Here is a 19021-nt window from a genome sequence, read left to right as displayed (position 1 = left end):
GATGTCGCGTTTATCATTTTGCGTTGTAGCAACGTAAATATAGCGTTTAGTACTCAACAAAAATCAACACTGAGTAAGAAGGCTTAAATGTTGTGTCGTAATAAAATATCCATGTTGCCATTATTTTTTCATAGTAATTCGAACAAGCTATTACCAATGGCCACAGACTAGCGATACATTACCCATTCATTAACCCGTTATTTTTGGGTTAATAAATGGGTTAATTTTTTTCACGTTAGCGATGATATATTTATTAACAATAAATTGTCAACAATGCACAAATTTCATATACATTTAACAATTAGTGATAATGCTCATCTTAAAACTGAGTGATTTACGGGGCTCAAATACACTTGATTTTTATGGGTCGATGAATATTCTGAAAAACTTACGCGCATCCCCGAGGCTCGGTAGAAGAGCGTTTATTGTTTTTATCTACGGTATTCGCCATAGATAGCGCGGCTACCGTATTTATGCCAATGCGGTCATGAATAATCAGTAAAAATGTCGGGAACATGTTACAACAGCTTTAGCTGGCCCGAAGGGCGTAAGACAGGATGCCTGAAGTAGACTCATGTGGTGCTATGTGTGGATAAAGCCTTGGCTGATAATTGGGATAACGATGAAGTGTTGAGGCGTTATCACAAGCTGCACAGAGGTACATTGCTGACTCAGAAATTTATGAATGGCGATGCGCTAAGCCAAGGAGAGCTAATCACTTTTGATGAGACCGTTGAAACCTACCGAAAACGCCTTTACGACATGAGTTGGTTTATGCGTGATTTGAATGAGTATGTTGCTCGTGAAGCTAACAAAGAGGATGGTTGCACCGGTCGTTTTTATTCGCCGCCATCCTTGGCGCTCTCCCTGCGGGCCAGCTAAAGCTGTTCTAATTTACTCCTGATAAATTAGTGGGAGGGGCGATTTAAATCACAAGCCCTGTTAGATGAAAGTGCTGTACTGGCGTGCATGGCCTATGTAGATTTAAACCCCATTCGCGCAAAAATAGCAAAAACACCCGAAACGTCAAAGCACACCAGTATCAAAAAACGTGCTCAGGCGGTTAAAAATAAATGAGAGCAACCGAGTGCTTTAATGCCGTTTGTAGGAAATCCTCGTGAAAATATGCCTCGAGGTATCGCTTACTCACTCAAAGGCTATTGTGAATTGGTAGACACGACAGGCCGATGCATTCGAGGTGATAAGGCCGATCATATTGATAATACTCACAGTCCTATTCTACAAAGATTAGGATTAGACGCTGCGCAATGGCTAACATTAACAACTGAGTTTGAAAAACACTTCTGCTACGCAGCAGGTTCGGAGCAAATGATGAATGCGTTTAAGCGCCATACCCATCATCAACGGCTGCGAGGAATGACCAAAGCGAAAGCGTTGTTAAAGCGTGCTTGAAACAACCCTAAAGGAGACATTCCCTACGTATATTGTAGCTTAGCCCCTTGCCTAAAAATTGACCTTAAGCACAATTTCCTTCCTCAACGCTCACTTTTCCAGTAAAAATCCCCAATCATTCAAATGAAAAGTACTTTAATGCTTGTTGAGGGGTATTCCCCCCTTCTAAGCAGAAGAGTTTTTGATACGATTCTAAAGATGGGTGTCTATGTAATTGCTCATAAATGTAGTCGAGAGTTTCTGGATTGAAGTACCAGCACACACGAAATTTATCGGGTCATTCTGCTCTTGTTGCTCTTTTAAATTGATGAATAAAAGTGATTTGCAGATCACGCTGACTTGTTTTGTTGCTCATAGTTAAGTCCTGTTTAGTAAAGCTCAGGAATAACTAGTTTCAAGCCGAGACAAATTTATCACTTTAAATTCGATAACAATCCAATTAAGACCCAGAGTAACGATGTCATTTTGGTCAACAAAATATGCAACTGAAATCCAAGATACAAGAACTGTATATTGTGACAATTATGGGGCGATTATAGGACGCTAATTTAGAGAGGCATTCAATGAATGGGGTAAATCATTGAAAAATAAGAGATAGATTGGTCGGTGTGATAGGATTTACTCCGCACATCCTGTGCTTCGCCCTGCGCACGTTCAAAATTGTTCCCGACAACTTTGTGAACACGACTGTGATCGCTTCGCGCTCATGTCATAAGTTCAGAGATATTTGATAGAGTAGGAATTCTTGGTATAGGAATTTGAGGGCAGTTGAATTGGTCGGTGTGATAGGATTTGAACCTACGACCCCTGACACCCCATGACAGTGCGCTACCAAGCTGCGCTACACACCGACCGAAGACGCGCATAATACGGAAATCTGGCGTTTTTGCAATGAGAAATATGCTTTACCTTGTTCGTTCGCTTATTTGTTGTTCAAACTGCAGCTTATTCGATCGGTTTGACCGTTTTTCTGTCACGTTCTTCACTCTTTTTATCCGTCACTTTCGCTTGCCATTGTGCATATTCTGGCGTTCTACCAGCTCGAACGTCTCTGGCGCCTGACGTTGCGCGCGGTGCGTCTCGATTAATCACTTGCCCAAGCCTTAGCACCCTATCCGTCTTCGTATCGCACATTATAAAACTGATTTCCAACGATACTTTATTCACTCAACAGTGTGCGGCTTTAAGGTCAATCAAAGTGAATGAATACCAATGTCGCTCCGGTCTGATGTGACACTACCCGACAAAGTAACGAACAAACCCCAACGTGTGGGGTTATGTTTTTGTGCTGCGCTTACTCATTCACTCATTGGCAGTAAAGACGCACTAGCCATGCTTTGCGAACCATGCTTTACGAACCATGGCATAGCGAATGAGTGCGCCGCTAGTAAGGGCATCCTTAGCGAGAGTCCATACTAGTCGATAAGATTAAAGCTCGTTACTCGGCGTGAACTCAATGCTTGGCCATTGTTCGTTGGCTTCACCCAAATGCTTAGGAATGTCTTCTTTCCACGCTTTGTACACGTCAGGGTTTTTGTTTACATACAAGGTGCCATCAACGATTTCAAAAGCTTTGCCGTCGATGTCGAATTTTTTACCGAAGGTAGCACCAAAGGCACAGAAACCGCCATATGCAGGAGCATATTTATCTGGGTTGCCATTAAATGCATCTCGGTTCGCAGCACTGCTAAAACGATAAATGGCATCATTATGCACAGCAGTATATTCCGCTTTACCTAGCACAGGTTTGTTTTGCGTAAAGTAAGCAACGGCGTCATGACCGGCTAAAATAACGTCGTTGCTATCGGTTTGGGTATCAACGCCGGCGAAACTGAAGCTTGATACCGTAATGGCAACAGCAGTAAAGAGTGATTTAAGGGTAAATAGTTTTTTCATTTTTATGTCCTCGGTTTAGATGTTCAAAAATTGAAGCAGTCAACGAGGAATAGTGTAAACAGTGGTGAGTATTGCCACTATGTCTATAAAACCAGAGGTTATGTCACAACGTCTATGGATGTATTAAATCAGTTATTCGCGACCTTTAAAGTCTCTGCAAACGTCTTCCACAACGGGCAATACTGTGGCAGTTGGGCCATCAATACCTCGGGCACACATTACATGAACTTTCATGTTGTCAGCCACGGCACGTGTTTTTTGACCTTGCCTAGCGTTAAACGTGAGAGTGAACATGTAGGTGATAAACACAGCGAATGCGACCAAAAGCAAAACACCGTTATCGAATTGGTACAGGGCGATGTCGTGTTGTTCCCCCGCGATAGCGAGCACGTCATCAGTGGCGATTTAGGATCGTCGGCAGTGGTCAATACCGCGGCTTCTCAGAACTATGCAAGTGGCATCCATCCCAGTGCTACCGGGTTAGTCTGTGGTTATTTCAGCCATCACCATCCGCTTGTCGCTAGTGTAACAAAGCATTTACCCAGCGTTATCATCATAAAACACCAAACAGTCAGCACCAGTGCGTCGGGGTTAAACTATTTACTTGATGCCCTGCTAGATGAATCAAAGCAGCCTAATAAAGGCTCTGCACTGATTATGGGCCGTATCGCCGAGGCGATTCTAGCCATCATTTTTCGGGAACATTTGCCAGCGGACAATGGCGTGCTTGCGGCCACGGCTCACCCAAAACTGGGAGCCGCTATGGCAGCTATTCACAGGGAGCCTGACAAAAAATGGACCGTGGAAATGCTCGCCCAGCAGTGCTTTATGTCGCGAGCGGGTTTTAACGAATTATTCAAGTCTGTGCTGCACCAATCCCCGATGGAATATGTTACGCAGTGGCGTTTAGGCCTAGCCTACAGGATGTTAGCCGATGAAAACGTGACGACCTTGCATGCGGCGCTTGCCAGTGGCTACGAAAATGAGTCGTCATTTTCAAAAGCGTTCAAGCGGGTACTTGGTGTTAGCCCCGGTGCGGTACGGGCTTTAAGTGAACAGCAGTAACATAAAATGGAAGCAAAACGGTTGGCGTGTCATTCCCAACCGTTTTAATAGGCGCGTGCAATTTAATAGGCACATGCAATGTTAAATAACAAAGCCTTTACTGAGTGCTTGTTTTGTCATCGCCACTAATGCGGCTGGCAATAGCGCCTTCTTGGTTTTTGTATTTGGCATCAACACGCGCGTTGTAGGGCTTTTCTGCAAAATCTGACATCACTTCAAAGCTCAGCGCACCTATTTTCATGCCTGGCTTTAACGCAAGTGGCAATTTACCGCTGTTGAAAAACTCTAGCACTATGTTGCCTGACCAACCGGGATCAATGCGATGCGCAGTAACATGCACCATCAGCCCCAACCGCGCCAGTGACGAGCGACCATCTAACCAACCAACAATATTGCCAGGCAAGGTCACTGACTCAAGGGTCACTGCGAGCGCTAACTCTCCTGGGTGTAAATAGAATGACTTGTCCTGCTCAACGCTGATTTCATCACTCATCACAGTGTTTAGTGCTTCTTGAACCTGCGCCTTAGGGCCGCTTAAATCAATGTATGGCGCTTGGTGTTCAGTGAACACACGAAATTTGTTGCCTAATCGAATGTCGACGGTTACGCCACTGATCTCAGCATAATCAGGCTCAGGGGTAATCGATATCTTGCCTTCTTGAAGATGGGTCAGAATGTCTTTGTCGCACAAACGCATAATGTTTAACTCAGTAAATAGGTTTTGGGTATTTGGCGAATCATAAAAGATGACAGCCGCTTAGCCGCGCAATTATGCGTAGCTAAGAGGCTATGTTCAACGTTTTTAAATATTTTGTATGCGCAAGTCCATCAAACCATTCATATAAAGCTGTTTTGAAACAGCTGCTGCACATTTTAGGTAGGTGTGGCTTAGGGGGTCGTTTGGCTCTGCCACCAACAAAGGCGTACCTTCATCGGTATGTTGACGAATTTTAATGTTTAATGGTAATTGACCGAGTAATGGCACCTTATTACGCTTGGCCAATTCCACTCCGCCGTCTTGAGCAAAGATATGCTCTTGATGACCGCACTTGGGGCAAATGTACAAGCTCATGTTTTCAATTAGGCCCAGCACCGGCACATCGACCTTATTAAACATCGCAATGCCTTTACTGGCATCTGCTACCGCTAAATCTTGTGGGGTGGTCACGATCACCGCAGCACTGACTGGCATTTGTTGAGCGAGCGTTAATTGAATGTCCCCCGTGCCCGGCGGCATATCAACAATTAAGTAATCTAGCTCTGGCCAGTCGGTTTCACGCAATAATTGTTCAAGGGCTTTACTGGCCATCGGCCCTCGCCACACTGTCGCGTTCTCAGCTGGCACAAAATAACCAATAGAACTTGCAACCAAGCCGTGGGCCGCAAAGGGTATTATGGTTTTATCATCTCGAGAGGCAGGCGTTGAATCGGTATTTCCCAACATGATTGGGATTGAAGGGCCATAAATGTCAGCATCTAATAACCCCACTTTTGCTCCTTGTGCCATCAATGCATAGGCGATGTTCACACTGGTGGTCGACTTACCCACCCCGCCTTTACCTGAAGCAACGGCAATGATGTTTTTAATGTTAGGGACTTTAGCGACTTTCGTGGGCGATGCTTGAATGTCTGTTTCGATGACTATGTTCTGTATAGGTAGCTTTTGCTCGTCCGCTACTTTTTTAATACGCGCTACTAGCACATCGTGAACGGCTGCGGCTGCAAAAGGTAAAGTGATGAGAACATCTTCACCGGAGACCGTCACCCATGTACCGACGTGCTTATCAGTGAGTTCGAATTGCGCCGCGAGTTGCTTTGAAACCAATGACTGACGTTTTTGCTCTGGTGTTGACCGGCTAAATAACATGACACTCCTACTTAATAACGATGATTTTGGCCCTAGGTAGCTATTAGCTAATGCAATGGCGGCTTATTTTCGATACCATTTGCGGCCTTTTTAATTAAACGAAGAAACCGAAATAAACATGTCGTCACAACCACGTAAAATTCTTGTTACCAGCGCCCTTCCCTATGCAAATGGCTCCATTCACTTGGGTCACCTTTTAGAGCATATCCAAACGGATATCTGGACGCGTTTTCAACGAATGTGTGGCCACGAAATATACAGTGTATGTGCCGACGATGCACATGGTACGCCCGTTATGCTCAAAGCCCAAGAGCTAGGTATTACGCCAGAGGAAATGGTGGCGCGTACCCGTGAAGAGCATCATCAAGATTTGCTCGACTTCTTCGTAGAATATGACAACTACCACGTTACCCACAGTGACGAAAACAAAGAGCTGTCTGAACTGATTTACAACCGCTTAAACGATGCGGGATATATTTCAAAGCGCACTATCAGCCAGTTGTTTGACCCTGAAAAGAACATGTTTTTGCCGGATCGCTTTGTAAAAGGCACTTGCCCTAGCTGTGGTGCTGAAGATCAAAACGGCGATAGCTGTGATAACTGCGGTGCGACTTACGACCCCACAGAGATGAAGAACCCACGATCAGTGGTTTCAGGCGCGACCCCGATTTTAAAAGACTCAGAGCATTTCTTCTTCGACTTACCGCAATTTTCAGACATGCTGCAAAACTGGCTGAAAAGCGATGCCTTGCAAAGCGAAATCAGCAACAAGCTTGAAGAATGGTTTGAAAAAGGCCTACAACAGTGGGATATCAGTCGCGACGCACCTTACTTCGGGTTTGAAATTCCCGGTGCACCCAACAAATTCTTTTATGTATGGGTTGATGCACCCGTCGGTTACATGGCGAGCTTTAAAAACTTGTGTGATCGCAGCGGCATTAACTTCGATGAATACTGGGGCGCTGACTCTGACGCTGAGCTGTACCATTTTATCGGTAAAGACATTACCTATTTTCACTGTCTATTCTGGCCAGCCATGCTTGAAGGCGCCGGTTTCAGAAAACCTACGGGCGTTAACGTGCACGGTTTTGTCACCGTTAACGGTGCCAAAATGTCTAAGTCAAAAGGTACTTTTATTAAGGGCCGGACTTATTTAGAACATTTAAACCCCGAGTATCTGCGTTATTACTTCGCCTCTAAACTGGGCGCGAACGTGACAGACATCGACCTTAACTTTGAAGATTTCGCACAGAAAGTCAATTCAGACTTAGTAGGCAAAGTCGTTAACATCGCCAGTCGTTGTGCCAGCTTTATCACCAAACGTTTCGACGGCAAGCTGTCAGACAACGTGCTTGAGCCTGCGTTAGTAGCTGAATTTCAGCATGCACAAGCGAGCATTGCCCAAGCATTTGAAGAGCGCCAGTATCACAAAGCCATTCGCGAAATTATGGCACTAGCGGACAAAGCTAATCAGTTCATTGATGCCAACGCCCCTTGGGTCACCATCAAAGATGAAAGCAAACAAGCCTTCACTCACGATGTATGTTCATTGGGTATAAACTTGTTCCGCCTGTTAATGGTGTATTTAAAACCCGTTGTGCCCAAATTAGCCGAGCAAGCCGAAGCCTTCTTGAACGATGATTTAAGCTGGAGCAGCGCTCAAAGTGTACTAACTGGCCATGAAATCAATAAATTTAAAGCACTAATGCAACGAGTAGATATGGACAAGGTGAACGCCATGGTAGATGACTCAAAAGAAAACCTAGCACCGACGGTAACGCTAGACCCAAACAGCCCGTTGGCGAAAGATCCTATCAGTGACACGATCGAGTTTGATGACTTCGCTAAAATAGACCTGCGTATTGCTAAAATAGTGGTCGCTGAGCACGTCGAAAAAGCGGACAAGTTATTGCGTTTAGAGCTTGATTTAGGTGGTGAGACCCGCCAAGTATTCGCAGGCATTAAATCTGCTTACCAACCAGAAGATTTGGTGGGTAAGTTAACGGTTATGGTGGCAAACCTAGCGCCGCGTAAAATGCGTTTTGGCATGTCTGAAGGCATGGTGCTAGCAGCAGGTCCTGGCGGCAAAGACTTATGGATCATGGAGCCACACGAAGGCGCACAACCTGGCATGAAAGTGAAGTAACACCTTCCTTCAGCCAATTAACTAAATAGCCAATAAGCCCGCTTAGGCCAACTCCTAAATGGGCTTTTTTATGTGTGCAACACCTGCTCGCTGATGTCAGCTTTGCGGCTTTTCACTGTTGACACTACCTGCACGGATACTCGCCCCTACCGCACTAAATTTTGGTTTAAGCTGCCATTTAGGCTTGATAGGCGACAAAGGCACCGTGCGCTTTTTCGCGACGATAACGTACATGCTAGCCAACTGAGGTAAAAAACGCTTGCACCAACGGGTGATGATATTATTCGGTTTAGTGATAAAAAATTTTGAGTACGGCCGGTAAGTAACTTGAGTCACTTCAAACCCCAATAAATGCAACCAGTCTTTAATACGCGGGACGCTAAAAAAACGCGCTTCTTGCAAAATACTCTGGCGGTTAAACCAGACTAACTTTCTCAAGCCAGTTAAGCTGAGCGGGTTAAAGCCCACAATCACTAAATCGCCATCAGGCATAATGGCTCTGTCTACTTCCCGTAAAATTTGATGAGGGTCTTGGGCAAAGTCCAATTCATGGGCTAATACAAACCCGTCTACACTGCTTTCTTTTAACGCCATGTCGCGAGACAACGAGCGCATGCCAGCCGACTCATGCTCTTTTGCAACCATGTTGACACAATGCTTAATTGAGCACTTACTTAAAGTTAACTCACTGCTTAAATTACCCACCTTAACCAAGTGGTAACCAAAAAACTGTTGAGTGATGATATCGAGTTCGCTTTCTACAATGGCTTTACGCTCTGCACCATTGGGTAGCGTCGACCATGAGCGGGGGTAACGTGGTTTTTTGTCAAGTAACGCTGGCTTCATCAATACAATACAAACCTATTTTTACCGAAAATGTAGCAACATATTACACATTTAGTAGTCAACATATTGCAGACTAGTACATGCACATGGATTTTGAATATGTATAATGTCGGATTACTTTACACCTGTTTCATTATTGTTGTCACTGGAGATTATTATGTCATCCCTGAAAATAAGACCAATTAAAGCATTCGAGGATAATTATATTTGGTGCCTAATCAACGGTGAAACCTGCACGGTGGTTGACCCAGGTGACGCTAAACCCGTCATTAAATTCTGCAGCCGCAACAATTTAACGTTAACAGACATACTGATCACCCATCATCATAGCGACCACACAGGTGGTGTAAATGACTTGCTACAAGCCTTCGAAAACGTCAACGTTTATGGCCCGCAAAACCCACAAATACAATCGATTACTCAGCGCTTACAGGCTGGCGACACCGTTCAACTACCATCACTAGATGTTGAATTTAAGGTACTAGAAGTGCCCGGCCATACGCTTGATCATATTGCGTATGTAGGTTCATGCGGATTATTCTGTGGTGATACGCTCTTTTCTGCTGGTTGTGGCAGACTGTTCGAAGGAACGCCAGAGCAGATGTATCAATCTTTAGGGCAACTAACGGCTTTGACTGACGACACGAAAGTGTACTGTACACACGAATATACCTTAGCCAATATTAAATTTGCTCAAGCTGCTGAACCAAATAATGAAGCACTATTGAACTATAAAGGTTGGGCAGAATCTCAGAGGGTTGATTTAAAACCTACCTTGCCCTCAACAATAGGCCAGCAAAAAGCGATTAATCCGTTTTTGCGCGCGAGTAGCAAGGAAGTCATACAACATGCTGAGCATTACGCCGGTAGAACACTCGCAACACCTGAATCAGTGTTTACTGCGCTTCGTGCATGGAAAGACAATTTTTAAAACAGAATAAACATAAAAGGAACGCCTAGTGCGCTTACATACCCTACTATGCCTATCGCTAGTGTCTATTTTACCGGCCTGTCAGATGATGGAGCCTCATTCAGACATAGCTGAACAGATAGACCAAGAGCACGAAATAGCGCAAGAAATTGCCACAACATGTGAACAATCCGGTGAGTTAGCTGATCAGGCATTCGACTGTGAAGCGGCGGATGAAGGTATTATACCTGTCACCCACCCAGAGGAAGAAGTCGAGGTCACAATTGAATCAGAACCCATCCCGCAAGACGTTGCCGCAGTCGACGTATGGCAATACGTGGGTCAACACCTCGCTTTGGACTTTGAAGACAACAAACGCATTGCTAGTCAGCGCAACTGGTACCTAAAACACCCCAGCTACATGCAACGTGTTGCAAAGCGTGCTAAGCCATTTTTGTACCTGATTGTAGAGCGCCTTGAAAGTGAAAATATGCCTATGGAACTAGCGCTTTTACCCATAGTAGAAAGCGCCTTTGACCCTTTCGCCTATTCACATGGCCGCGCTGCGGGTATGTGGCAATTCGTACCGGCAACGGGCAAACGTTTTGGCATGAAGCAAACATGGTGGTATGACGGACGCCGTGATGTCATGGCGTCAACTGATGGCGCAATCGCTTACTTGAAGTACTTAAACGAAATGTTCGACGGCAACTGGTTACACGCCCTTGCAGCTTACAACAGCGGTGAAGGTCGTGTTATGCGCGCCATTAAAAAGAATAAAAAAGCGGGTAAAAGCACAGAATACTGGGCCCTAGATTTACCCAGAGAGACCCGCGCTTACGTACCCAAATTATTGGCCTTGGCAGACATACTTAGAAACGCAGAAACCTATGCGTTCAAATGGCCTGTTATCGAAAATATCAAAGTGACTGAAGAAGTCGATGTCGGCTCGCAAATTGATTTGGCCCTTGCTGCTGATATGGCAGGTCTTACGGTTGAAGAGCTGCATGCGTTAAACCCAGGTTATAATCGCTGGGCTACCGACCCCGAAGGGCCGTTTAAGCTGCTTGTGCCAGTGGATAAAGCAGATACCTTTAGCGACGCTATTGCGGCAACCGAAACCAAAGAGCGTTTAAACTGGGTTCGCCACAAAATTAAGAGCGGCGACAGTCTGTTGAAACTAGCGCACAAATATCACACCACCACAGACATAATTAGCCAAGTAAATGAGTTAAAAGGCAATGTGATCCGCGCTGGGGAATACTTGGTTATACCTGTGGCATTAAAATCATTGGACTTTTATTCACTCTCTCAAGAGCAGCGCTTAGCGGATTCGCAGTCTAAGCACAAAAGCGGGACGTATCAGGTCAAGCACAGAGTCAAAAATGGCGACACCATGTGGGATATAAGTCGTAAATATAAAGTCAACATGCGCAGCTTAGCCAAGTGGAATGGTATGGCCCCTACGGACATGTTGCGCCCAGGTAAAGAGCTAGTGGTATGGCTAAAAGGCAAGGACAGCAAAAAACACAGCGATGCGGTAATACGCACCCTCACCTACACTGTGCGCGGCGGTGATTCATTGGCCAGAATCGCGCAAAAATTTAAGGTCAATGTGTCAGACTTGGTCGCATGGAATCAAATAAGTACCCAAAAATACCTACAACCCGGCCAGAAGCTTAAAATCAAAGTGGATGTCACTCGCACCTAAGTGCGAGTGCTTTACTTTAGCAAGAGAAGCTAACACTTTTGGTTTCTCTTGACCCGAGTTCTCTTGGGTCAAGGTATTTGCCCCTCTTTTTCATTAGCCAGCCTTTCTTGCTTATCCAATCTTTCCTTTTGCTAAATGCCCCTTTAGCCAAGCCCCTGCAACCCAAAGGACCGTTATCGGATGCCTAGCTAAGAAAGTGCATGGCTAATAAAGGGCTTGGCCAAGAGAGTGCCCGGGCAAAAAAGCGCCCTGCGAACTAGCGCGCTGCCGCTCGATACATAAACTCAATCCGATTGCCGCTAGGCTCATACACCATCATGTGCTTGTTCGGCCCGTTACCCGCTTGCTCAGGTGCAAACTCTATCTTTACCTGCTTGTCCTGCAAGAAGGTGTCATGCAGCGCATTCAAGGTCGCTTCGCTGCTGACTCTAAGTGCCAAGTGATGCAAGCCAACATTATTTTTGCGATCAAATGCCACAGCCGCACTAGGGTCAGTCACGCGCCACAACGTAATAACAACACTGTTATTTGATAGAAACACAGATGGGTACTTTTCATCACGGCTCAGTACATGAAACCCTGCATACTGGGTAAAAAATCGCTCTGATGCCTGCAAGTCACTCACCGCTAGCCCGACGTGATCAACGCCTTGAACGCTTTGTTCTTGCGCTTGTATCTGATTGGGTGCCTGTGCATGCACTAACGTGGTTGCTGAAAACATTACGCCCAGCCCAACCGATAATAAAAATCGCTTCATTAATACTCTTCTCTTCGGATAGTTAATATTCAAATGAACAGAACGGGATGCTCAATACTATCTTTCATCGATACATGACTTCCCCTGACTTAGTTACGCCTTTTATTTTACGCCTAATGCTCCCTAGAAGGGCTCATTACACCCAGCCAGTTCAAAAGTACCATAACGCTTATTTATGATAATTCCGTCATAAAACCAGAGAGAAACAGTGCGGCCTTTTTATTCAGCATGTCCAAGTAAGCTTCATTTTATGAGTGAATGTGTAAGTGTCTTTGCTAAAAAATGGCGAGCGTGCATTTCAAGCCAATCGGACTCAACACCGGCGCGTATTATCAATCATAAGATCAATCAGAAGATTAGGCAGAGAAGTCGGGAAACGAACAAAATGCAACAAGCAACCGATGACAGAATGTAACGCTGGCCCAAATTGCATGGGCCCTACTTTCCTTAACAGCATCACTATTACCTGGGTTCACAAAAAAGGGAGCTCTATTCTGTGAGGGGATCTCCCAGCGCCGCGTTAAGCGGCTAAAAAAACGTAGGCTAAAATGTGAAGCGAAACAGAGCAAACTCTTAGCAGCCCCATTTGAAGTACTTGTTCTATTGCCGTAACGCAAATAGGGAATAGATTATTAACTAGACTTAAAATCCGAGCTTAAAACATCAAGCTCTTTAAGTTTACTCTCAAGTTTGTCCACCTTTTTCATTGTTATGATGGCAAAAGTAAACGCTGACATACCCATTGACATGCCTATGATCCCAAATATAAATCCTAAATCTTCCATAATGTTATTCCTCTATGACATTGCGCATTAATGAAAATGAAACTCTAACCCTCTTTGGCAATATAACGCTTAGTTAAACAGAAAACACGAAGTGCTTTGGCCGAGGGCCAGCGAGTGATTTTCTGATTGAGCTTTTTGTATGAATTAAATTCAAAACTGCCACCACTTTGCATTAGCTTTTCGTTCTTTTTGTATCGCTAAATATCTCGCAAAAAAATATACAGAAAAAAAATATAAAGACACCCATGATAAAAATGGACTCATGTGGTGCTATGAGTGGATAAAACAATGGCTGATAATTGGGATAGCCATGAAGTGTTGAGGCGTTACCACAAGCTGCACAGAGGCACTTTGCTGACTCAGAAGTTTATGAATGGCGATACGCTGAGCCAAGGAGAGCTAATCACCTGTGATGAGACCGTTGATACCTATCGGCAACGTTTGTATGACGTAAGCTGGTTTATGCGTGACTTGAATGAATATATTGCTCGCGAAGCCAATAAAGAGGATGGCTGCACTGGCCGTTTTTATTCGCCGCCATCCTTGGCGCTCTCCCTGCGGGCCAGCTAAAGCTGTTCTAATTTACTCCTGACAAATTAGTGGGAGGGGCGATTTAAATCTCAGGCCTTATTAGATGAAAGTGCCGTACTGGCGTGTATGGCCTATGTAGATTTAAACCCCATTCGTGCAAAAATGGCAAAAACACCTGAAACGTCAGAACACACCAGTATCAAAAAGCGCATTCACGCCATTAAAAACCAACAACCACAACCGGCCGTGTTAATGCCGTTTGTAGGAAACCCTCGTGAAGAAATGCCTCGAGGTATTGCGTATTCACTCAAAGACTATTGTGAATTGGTAGACACGACAAGCCGATGCATTCGTGATGATAAGGCCGGTCATATTGATAATACTCACAGTCCTATTCTACAAAGATTAGGATTAGACGCTGCTCAGTGGTTAACCTTAACAACTGAGTTCGAAAAACACTTCTGCTACGCAGCAGGTGCGGAGCAAATGATGAATGCGTTCAAGCGCCATACCCACCATCAACGGCTGCGGGGAATGACCAAAGCGAGAGAGTTGTTAAGGCGCGCCTAAATCAATTTCGAACACTACATATCATGCATACCCTGTAGCCTACTCCCTTGCCCGAAAATTGACCTTGCGCCCCGCTTCCTTACTCAACGCTCAATATTCCAGTAAAAATCCCTAATCGTTCAGATGAAAAGTACCTAAACGCTTCTTTAGAGGCATTTCCCCCCCTGAACAAGAGTGTTTTTATAAAATTCTAAATATGGGTGTCTATGTAAGTACTAAGCAGGAGAGTTTTTTACACGATTCTTAAGATGGCTGTCTATTTAAGTATTGCCATGAGCGGCGAGTTGAGCCATCCGTTGACCAGCACCAAAAAAGAGATACCAGTCAGGACCGCCTAAAATACAACTAATATGAAGTAATGCAGCCAAGATGCTTAAGCTGCCAGCGATTATTAGTTGATAATTCTTGTGCATTCAAATTCCTTTTGGCACATAACGCCGTTTTCTAACGAATCCCCTCATAATTATGAGCAGAAACAATAATATAGACACGCATAGCGCCATTTGATCTAATAAATTTCGCCAAAAACCAACTAGATAACAACACCATGCGTGATATTCATATCTTACACGATTTGCTTAAAAAACAATGCCCTAATCTACATGCCAAACGTCTTTCCTCTTTGATGGTTGCCACCCAATCTTTGCTAGATGGTCAGCAACTGTCGTTGACCGAATTGGGACTAAATATCTCAGGCTCCGTGGCCCCGAAACACAACATTAAACGCATCGACAGGCTGCTTGGTAATAACAACCTACATAATGAACGGCTCGACATCTACCGTTGGCACGCAAAGCTACTTTGCGGTGCTAACCCCATGCCGGTTGTTCTTGTGGATTGGTCTGATGTGCGTGAGCAGCTCAGGCATTTAACCTTACGAGCATCGGTCAGTGTTCAAGGACGCTCTGTCACGCTTTATGAGCGCGTATTTTCATTCGGTGAATACAATTCACCTGTTAGTCATAATCCGTTTTTACGGGAGTTGGCGAGTATCCTGCCGTCGGGTTGTTGCCCGTTGATTGTGACCGATGCAGGCTATCGTAACCCTTGGTTTCGAGAAGTCGAAAAGCATGGCTGGTTCTGGCTAGGCCGAGTGCGCGGTGATGTGGGATTTAAGCGTGATGGGCAAGCATCATGGCAAAGTAACAAGTCGTTTTATCCCAGTGCAAATTCTCGCGCCAAATACCTTGGGTGTGTGCAATTGGGGCGTAAAAGCCCGCTTCATGCACACCTGCATTTGTACAAAGCAAAGGCCAAACATCGAAAGGATAAACGCTCTTCAAAGGCAGGTCGAAACCACACCGCCCAGCAAAGCTATCGTGCGGGTAGCAAAGAGCCTTGGCTACTCGCCACTAACCTTCCCGAGAACGATAAACTTAACTCAAAACAACTGGTTTCTCTTTACGCAAGACGGATGCAAATAGAAGAAACCTTCCGCGATATTAAAAGCCCTCAATACGGAATGGGACTGCGCCACAGCAACAGTCGCTGTACCAAACGATTCGACATATTACTGCTGATAGCGATGCTCGCAGAATGGCTATTACGGTTACTCGGTATCATTGCTCAAAAACAAAATTGGGAAAGAGCATTTCAAGCTAACACCATCCGTCATCGGCGCGTGTTATCTATCATTAGGCTAGGCAGAGAAGTCAGGAAAAGGGCAAAAGATTACAGGATGAACTCAGCCCAAATGACATGGGCTATCGCCCAATATATTACCTGGGTTCACAAAGAAGGAAGACCAATTCTATGAGGGGATCCCCCAGCGCCGCCATAAAAGGCGAGCAACTTGTTGCGAGTCCAGCCCACGACGTGGGCGATTTTTGATGGCTTTGTTAGGCATAGATTTCCCACCCCACCTCACAAGCCAAATAGTCGGCAATAACGATACGTATTACTACGCCACCAATATCATCAATCGCAAGATAGCGATAACGACCTCCTTGAACATCTACCCAGTCGTTTACTATCACTTGCATTGTTTTATGCTCTCCTGACTCGGATTCTAGACTTACTTCTGCAGCAAACATGCGTTGCATATTTCTAGAACCTATTTCTCCAAGTATCTGTTGAATATGAGCGGCATCAAAGCCTTCTTTAGAATTCTCGGCTAGAGAGCTCAAAGGGCCGCACCAATAGTGATTTGGCTCTTCTTTGCATGGTTGGCTCAGTTCAAAGGCCGCATGCCCCCTAGCAAGTTTTAGCATTACATTTTTAATCCGGCCTTCTTCTGGATTAAATACTATTTGACCATTAAATTCAGATTTTGCGGATTCGATTCTAGCTCTAAGAGCTGGAGCTCTTTTCAGAGCCCGAGCAACAGAGGGGCGCTGTATTTTTTCAGGCTCGGTAGAGCCAACAAGCACGGATTCCAAAAAGCAAACAAGATATTGCTCATCTTTAGAAAAACCCTGATTACAGATCTTACAGGCGCCAACTACTGGTAGGTTTTCGGGGTAAGGAGAATCTAGCAAAATCCTAGATGGCACATGATCCCTTGTGTCTGCCTTAGCTCCGCAAAAGATACAATCGTTGATCAATCTGTCATCTGCTAGTTCTAAGAGCTGATCCATGTGTGATGCCTAACAATATTAATAGCCGGAAAAGTTCCGCATTTAATCACGGAAGTTTTCCGCCTTTCTCAATCTGTCTTTTTTAGCATACACTTTAACTTGTTGTACAGGTTAAAATTTTTCCATCTTTATGTTTTTTAGTAGTGGAAACATGGAAAAATTCCGTGATCCTGCTGTTTACTGGAATAAGCAACCAACTTGTATATAAACACAGCAACTACCTCCTACCCACATTTGTATTTAATGGCATTTTTTATTGAGGCGAGAGGCGCGAGCTTTGGTCTGAACTTTATGATGACTCGTTGGGATATTCTTGTTTTGCATTCTTGTTTTACATTCTTGCGCAGCCACTCGCCAGGAAGAGGCTGACTAAAGCCGTCGCAATAAAAAGGCCAGCTAATCAGCTGGCCTTGAATGTCTCTTTTAAAACCCGAAAAAGACTAACCCTTGCGCCACGTTGTGCCGCTGGGGCCATCTTCAAGAATAATATTGAGGGCATTTAAACCATCTCGCGCGGCATCGGCTGCGGCCCAGTCTTTAGCGGCGCGGGCATCGTTACGCGCTTTGATTAACCCTTCGATTTCTGCCACTTCATCATCATCTTGCTGCTCGCCTTGCAAATATTCACTTGGGCTGCGTTGTAAAATGCCTAGCACCTTGCCTAAATTAATCAGCACGCCGGCCAAATCACTGGCTCGCTCATGCCCTTCTTGCCCTTCAGCTTTGGCTCGGTTGAGCTCTTTGGCTACGTCGAACAACACTGCCATGGCCTCAGGTGTGTTGAAGTCATCATCCATGGCTTTATCAAAGCGAGCGAGGTAATCAGCACTGTGCATATCGACTTGGGTATTTGCCTTTACGTCTCGAAGAGACGTATACAAGCGCTCAAGTGCACTGCGCGCCTGAGTAATATTGCTTTGTGAATAACTCAATTGACTTCGATAGTGAGCTGACATCAAGAAATAACGCAATGTTTCAGCATCATGTTGCTGTAACACATCCCTCAAGGTGAAGAAATTGCCTAACGATTTAGACATTTTCTCACTGTCGACTTGCACCATACCCGCATGCACCCAGTAATTTACATACGGGGTGTCATAAGCGCAGCATGATTGCGCCACTTCATTTTCATGATGAGGGAAAATCAAATCAGAGCCACCGCCGTGAATATCGAAATGCTCACCCAAATGTTTTTGATTCATGGCTGAACACTCAATATGCCAGCCAGGGCGCCCGTCTCCCCATGGGGATTGCCAGCTTGGCTCACCAGGTTTTACGGTTTTCCATAAAACGAAATCCATCGGGTCGTCTTTGTCGCTGTCAACATCAACCCGCGAGCCCATGTTCAGTTGGTCTAGGTCTTGTTTACTTAGTTTGCCGTAATCCACATAGCTGCTCACATCAAACAACACATCTCCTGATTTAGCCTGATAAGCGTGGCCGCGCTGAATGAGGCGCTCGATAATCTCGATAATTTCAGGCATGTGGGTCGTCACGCGGGGTTCAATGTCTGGCTCAAGTAAGCCTATCGCGGCGAAATCTTCATGCATCATGGCGATGGTGCGCTCAGTTAATTCACTGGTCGTTTCGCCATTTTCATTCGCACGTTGAATGATTTTGTCATCAATATCCGTGATGTTTCGCACATAATTCACGTCATAGCCTTTGTGGCGTAAGTAGCGCACCATTAAATCAAAACTCAAGTACGTGCGTGCGTGCCCCATGTGCGACAGGTCATACACTGTGATACCGCACACGTACAACCCCACCTTTGATTCATGTAAAGGTGTAAAGAGCTCTTTTTGTCGAGTCAGGGTATTGTATATGTGTAGCATTAACCGTTTTCCTATAAATAAAAGTTCAGTAACGTAAAAAGGTGAGCAAAGGTGCCCAGAGCGCCGATTCTATCACTGTGTCACTCCCCTCGCATTAATCAATATGAATCAAC

Annotated in this window: 16 protein-coding genes, 1 tRNA gene and 2 pseudogenes; 7 read left to right on the top strand and 12 right to left on the bottom strand. The window is 45.0% G+C overall.

Translation table 11 applies throughout. The annotated features are described in order from the left end of the window. Positions 1-388: 388 nt before the first annotated feature. Entirely contained in the window at positions 389-517 is a 129-nt protein-coding gene (locus tag AC0L6N_RS07600; protein WP_473480237.1) for a hypothetical protein, read from the bottom strand. A gap of 59 nt (positions 518-576) precedes the next feature. On the opposite strand from AC0L6N_RS07600, the pseudogene AC0L6N_RS07595 reads away from it, so the two are divergent. Next, positions 577-1413 (top strand): annotated as a pseudogene (locus tag AC0L6N_RS07595) (transposase). Between the two features lie 774 nt (positions 1414-2187). Here AC0L6N_RS07595 and AC0L6N_RS07590 read toward each other — a convergent pair. The 3 genes from AC0L6N_RS07590 to AC0L6N_RS07580 form a co-directional block, all read right to left on the bottom strand. Further along, a tRNA-Pro gene (locus AC0L6N_RS07590) sits at positions 2188-2264 on the bottom strand. Between the two features lie 94 nt (positions 2265-2358). Continuing rightward, positions 2359-2547 carry a hypothetical protein gene (locus AC0L6N_RS07585; protein ID WP_473480235.1) on the bottom strand — a complete coding sequence of 63 codons (189 nt, stop codon included), beginning with the start codon at positions 2545-2547 and terminating at the stop codon, positions 2359-2361. A 294-nt stretch (positions 2548-2841) separates the two neighbouring features. Continuing rightward, positions 2842-3309, bottom strand: coding sequence for a YHS domain-containing (seleno)protein (locus AC0L6N_RS07580; protein WP_473480233.1), 468 nt, complete (start codon positions 3307-3309; stop codon positions 2842-2844). Between the two features lie 114 nt (positions 3310-3423). Here AC0L6N_RS07580 and AC0L6N_RS07575 point away from each other — a divergent pair, with 114 nt between their 5' ends. Beyond that, entirely contained in the window at positions 3424-4374 is a 951-nt protein-coding gene (locus tag AC0L6N_RS07575) for an AraC family transcriptional regulator (protein WP_473480231.1), read from the top strand. 97 nt (positions 4375-4471) lie between these two features. Here the strand turns inward: AC0L6N_RS07575 and dcd are convergent, their stop codons facing one another. Together dcd and apbC are read right to left on the bottom strand one after the other, a co-directional pair. Further along, complete coding sequence (gene dcd, locus AC0L6N_RS07570) at positions 4472-5071, bottom strand: dCTP deaminase (protein ID WP_473480229.1); 600 nt, start codon at positions 5069-5071, stop codon at positions 4472-4474. 105 nt (positions 5072-5176) lie between these two features. Further along, positions 5177-6241 carry an iron-sulfur cluster carrier protein ApbC gene (gene apbC, locus AC0L6N_RS07565; RefSeq protein ID WP_473480227.1) on the bottom strand — a complete coding sequence of 355 codons (1065 nt, stop codon included), beginning with the start codon at positions 6239-6241 and terminating at the stop codon, positions 5177-5179. Positions 6242-6359: 118 nt separating this feature from the next. Between apbC and metG the strand changes: the two genes are divergently transcribed. After that, positions 6360-8387: a methionine--tRNA ligase gene (metG, locus tag AC0L6N_RS07560; RefSeq protein WP_011574713.1), complete on the top strand. Its 2028-nt coding sequence runs from the start codon at positions 6360-6362 to the stop codon at positions 8385-8387. A gap of 96 nt (positions 8388-8483) precedes the next feature. Here the strand turns inward: metG and AC0L6N_RS07555 are convergent, their stop codons facing one another. Next, positions 8484-9233, bottom strand: coding sequence for a methyltransferase domain-containing protein (locus AC0L6N_RS07555; protein ID WP_473480225.1), 750 nt, complete (start codon positions 9231-9233; stop codon positions 8484-8486). Between the two features lie 157 nt (positions 9234-9390). Between AC0L6N_RS07555 and gloB the strand changes: the two genes are divergently transcribed. Together gloB and AC0L6N_RS07545 are read left to right on the top strand one after the other, a co-directional pair. Then, a complete protein-coding gene (gene gloB, locus AC0L6N_RS07550; protein WP_473480223.1) occupies positions 9391-10164 on the top strand; it encodes a hydroxyacylglutathione hydrolase in 774 nt (257 codons plus the stop codon). A 28-nt stretch (positions 10165-10192) separates the two neighbouring features. Then, positions 10193-11854: a LysM peptidoglycan-binding domain-containing protein gene (locus AC0L6N_RS07545; RefSeq protein WP_473480221.1), complete on the top strand. Its 1662-nt coding sequence runs from the start codon at positions 10193-10195 to the stop codon at positions 11852-11854. A 256-nt stretch (positions 11855-12110) separates the two neighbouring features. On the opposite strand, the gene AC0L6N_RS07540 is transcribed toward AC0L6N_RS07545, so the two are convergent. Next, a complete protein-coding gene (locus tag AC0L6N_RS07540; protein WP_473480219.1) occupies positions 12111-12611 on the bottom strand; it encodes a VOC family protein in 501 nt (166 codons plus the stop codon). A gap of 632 nt (positions 12612-13243) precedes the next feature. Then, positions 13244-13396 (bottom strand): hypothetical protein, encoded by a 153-nt coding sequence (locus AC0L6N_RS07535; RefSeq protein ID WP_198136264.1) that lies wholly within the window; start codon positions 13394-13396, stop codon positions 13244-13246. A gap of 258 nt (positions 13397-13654) precedes the next feature. On the opposite strand from AC0L6N_RS07535, the pseudogene AC0L6N_RS07530 reads away from it, so the two are divergent. Further along, positions 13655-14497 (top strand): annotated as a pseudogene (locus AC0L6N_RS07530) (transposase); the annotation flags it as partial. 260 nt (positions 14498-14757) lie between these two features. Here the strand turns inward: AC0L6N_RS07530 and AC0L6N_RS07525 are convergent. Continuing rightward, positions 14758-14910, bottom strand: a complete 153-nt coding sequence (locus tag AC0L6N_RS07525; RefSeq protein ID WP_473481425.1) for a hypothetical protein — start codon at positions 14908-14910, stop codon at positions 14758-14760. A gap of 134 nt (positions 14911-15044) precedes the next feature. Between AC0L6N_RS07525 and AC0L6N_RS07520 the strand changes: the two genes are divergently transcribed. Then, entirely contained in the window at positions 15045-16253 is a 1209-nt protein-coding gene (locus tag AC0L6N_RS07520) for an IS4-like element ISPat1 family transposase (RefSeq protein ID WP_473480217.1), read from the top strand. Positions 16254-16335: 82 nt separating this feature from the next. Here the strand turns inward: AC0L6N_RS07520 and AC0L6N_RS07515 are convergent, their stop codons facing one another. Further along, positions 16336-17073 carry a hypothetical protein gene (locus tag AC0L6N_RS07515; protein ID WP_473480215.1) on the bottom strand — a complete coding sequence of 246 codons (738 nt, stop codon included), beginning with the start codon at positions 17071-17073 and terminating at the stop codon, positions 16336-16338. A gap of 440 nt (positions 17074-17513) precedes the next feature. Beyond that, positions 17514-18908 (bottom strand): cysteine--tRNA ligase, encoded by a 1395-nt coding sequence (gene cysS / locus AC0L6N_RS07510; protein ID WP_473480213.1) that lies wholly within the window; start codon positions 18906-18908, stop codon positions 17514-17516. Positions 18909-19021: the final 113 nt, after the last annotated feature.

Source organism: Paraglaciecola sp. G1-13 (assembly GCF_055809255.1).
The sequence above is the reverse complement of the archived record's forward strand: the minus strand, read 5'-3'. Positions and strand labels throughout refer to the sequence as shown.

What these genes read in the sequence shown, in the direction of transcription:
- AC0L6N_RS07580 (WP_473480233.1), bottom strand. Translation starts at nt 3,309, where the DNA reads ATGAAAAAACTATTTACCCTTAAATCACTCTTTACTGCTGTTGCCATT.
- AC0L6N_RS07555 (WP_473480225.1), bottom strand. Translation starts at nt 9,233, where the DNA reads ATGAAGCCAGCGTTACTTGACAAAAAACCACGTTACCCCCGCTCATGG.
- AC0L6N_RS07535 (WP_198136264.1), bottom strand. Translation starts at nt 13,396, where the DNA reads ATGGAAGATTTAGGATTTATATTTGGGATCATAGGCATGTCAATGGGT.
- dcd (WP_473480229.1), bottom strand. Translation starts at nt 5,071, where the DNA reads ATGCGTTTGTGCGACAAAGACATTCTGACCCATCTTCAAGAAGGCAAG.
- cysS (WP_473480213.1), bottom strand. Translation starts at nt 18,908, where the DNA reads ATGCTACACATATACAATACCCTGACTCGACAAAAAGAGCTCTTTACA.
- AC0L6N_RS07575 (WP_473480231.1), top strand. Translation starts at nt 3,424, where the DNA reads ATGGATGTATTAAATCAGTTATTCGCGACCTTTAAAGTCTCTGCAAAC.
- AC0L6N_RS07600 (WP_473480237.1), bottom strand. Translation starts at nt 517, where the DNA reads ATGTTCCCGACATTTTTACTGATTATTCATGACCGCATTGGCATAAAT.
- apbC (WP_473480227.1), bottom strand. Translation starts at nt 6,241, where the DNA reads ATGTTATTTAGCCGGTCAACACCAGAGCAAAAACGTCAGTCATTGGTT.
- AC0L6N_RS07520 (WP_473480217.1), top strand. Translation starts at nt 15,045, where the DNA reads ATGCGTGATATTCATATCTTACACGATTTGCTTAAAAAACAATGCCCT.
- AC0L6N_RS07540 (WP_473480219.1), bottom strand. Translation starts at nt 12,611, where the DNA reads ATGAAGCGATTTTTATTATCGGTTGGGCTGGGCGTAATGTTTTCAGCA.
- AC0L6N_RS07525 (WP_473481425.1), bottom strand. Translation starts at nt 14,910, where the DNA reads ATGCACAAGAATTATCAACTAATAATCGCTGGCAGCTTAAGCATCTTG.
- gloB (WP_473480223.1), top strand. Translation starts at nt 9,391, where the DNA reads ATGTCATCCCTGAAAATAAGACCAATTAAAGCATTCGAGGATAATTAT.
- metG (WP_011574713.1), top strand. Translation starts at nt 6,360, where the DNA reads ATGTCGTCACAACCACGTAAAATTCTTGTTACCAGCGCCCTTCCCTAT.
- AC0L6N_RS07585 (WP_473480235.1), bottom strand. Translation starts at nt 2,547, where the DNA reads ATGTGCGATACGAAGACGGATAGGGTGCTAAGGCTTGGGCAAGTGATT.
- AC0L6N_RS07515 (WP_473480215.1), bottom strand. Translation starts at nt 17,073, where the DNA reads ATGGATCAGCTCTTAGAACTAGCAGATGACAGATTGATCAACGATTGT.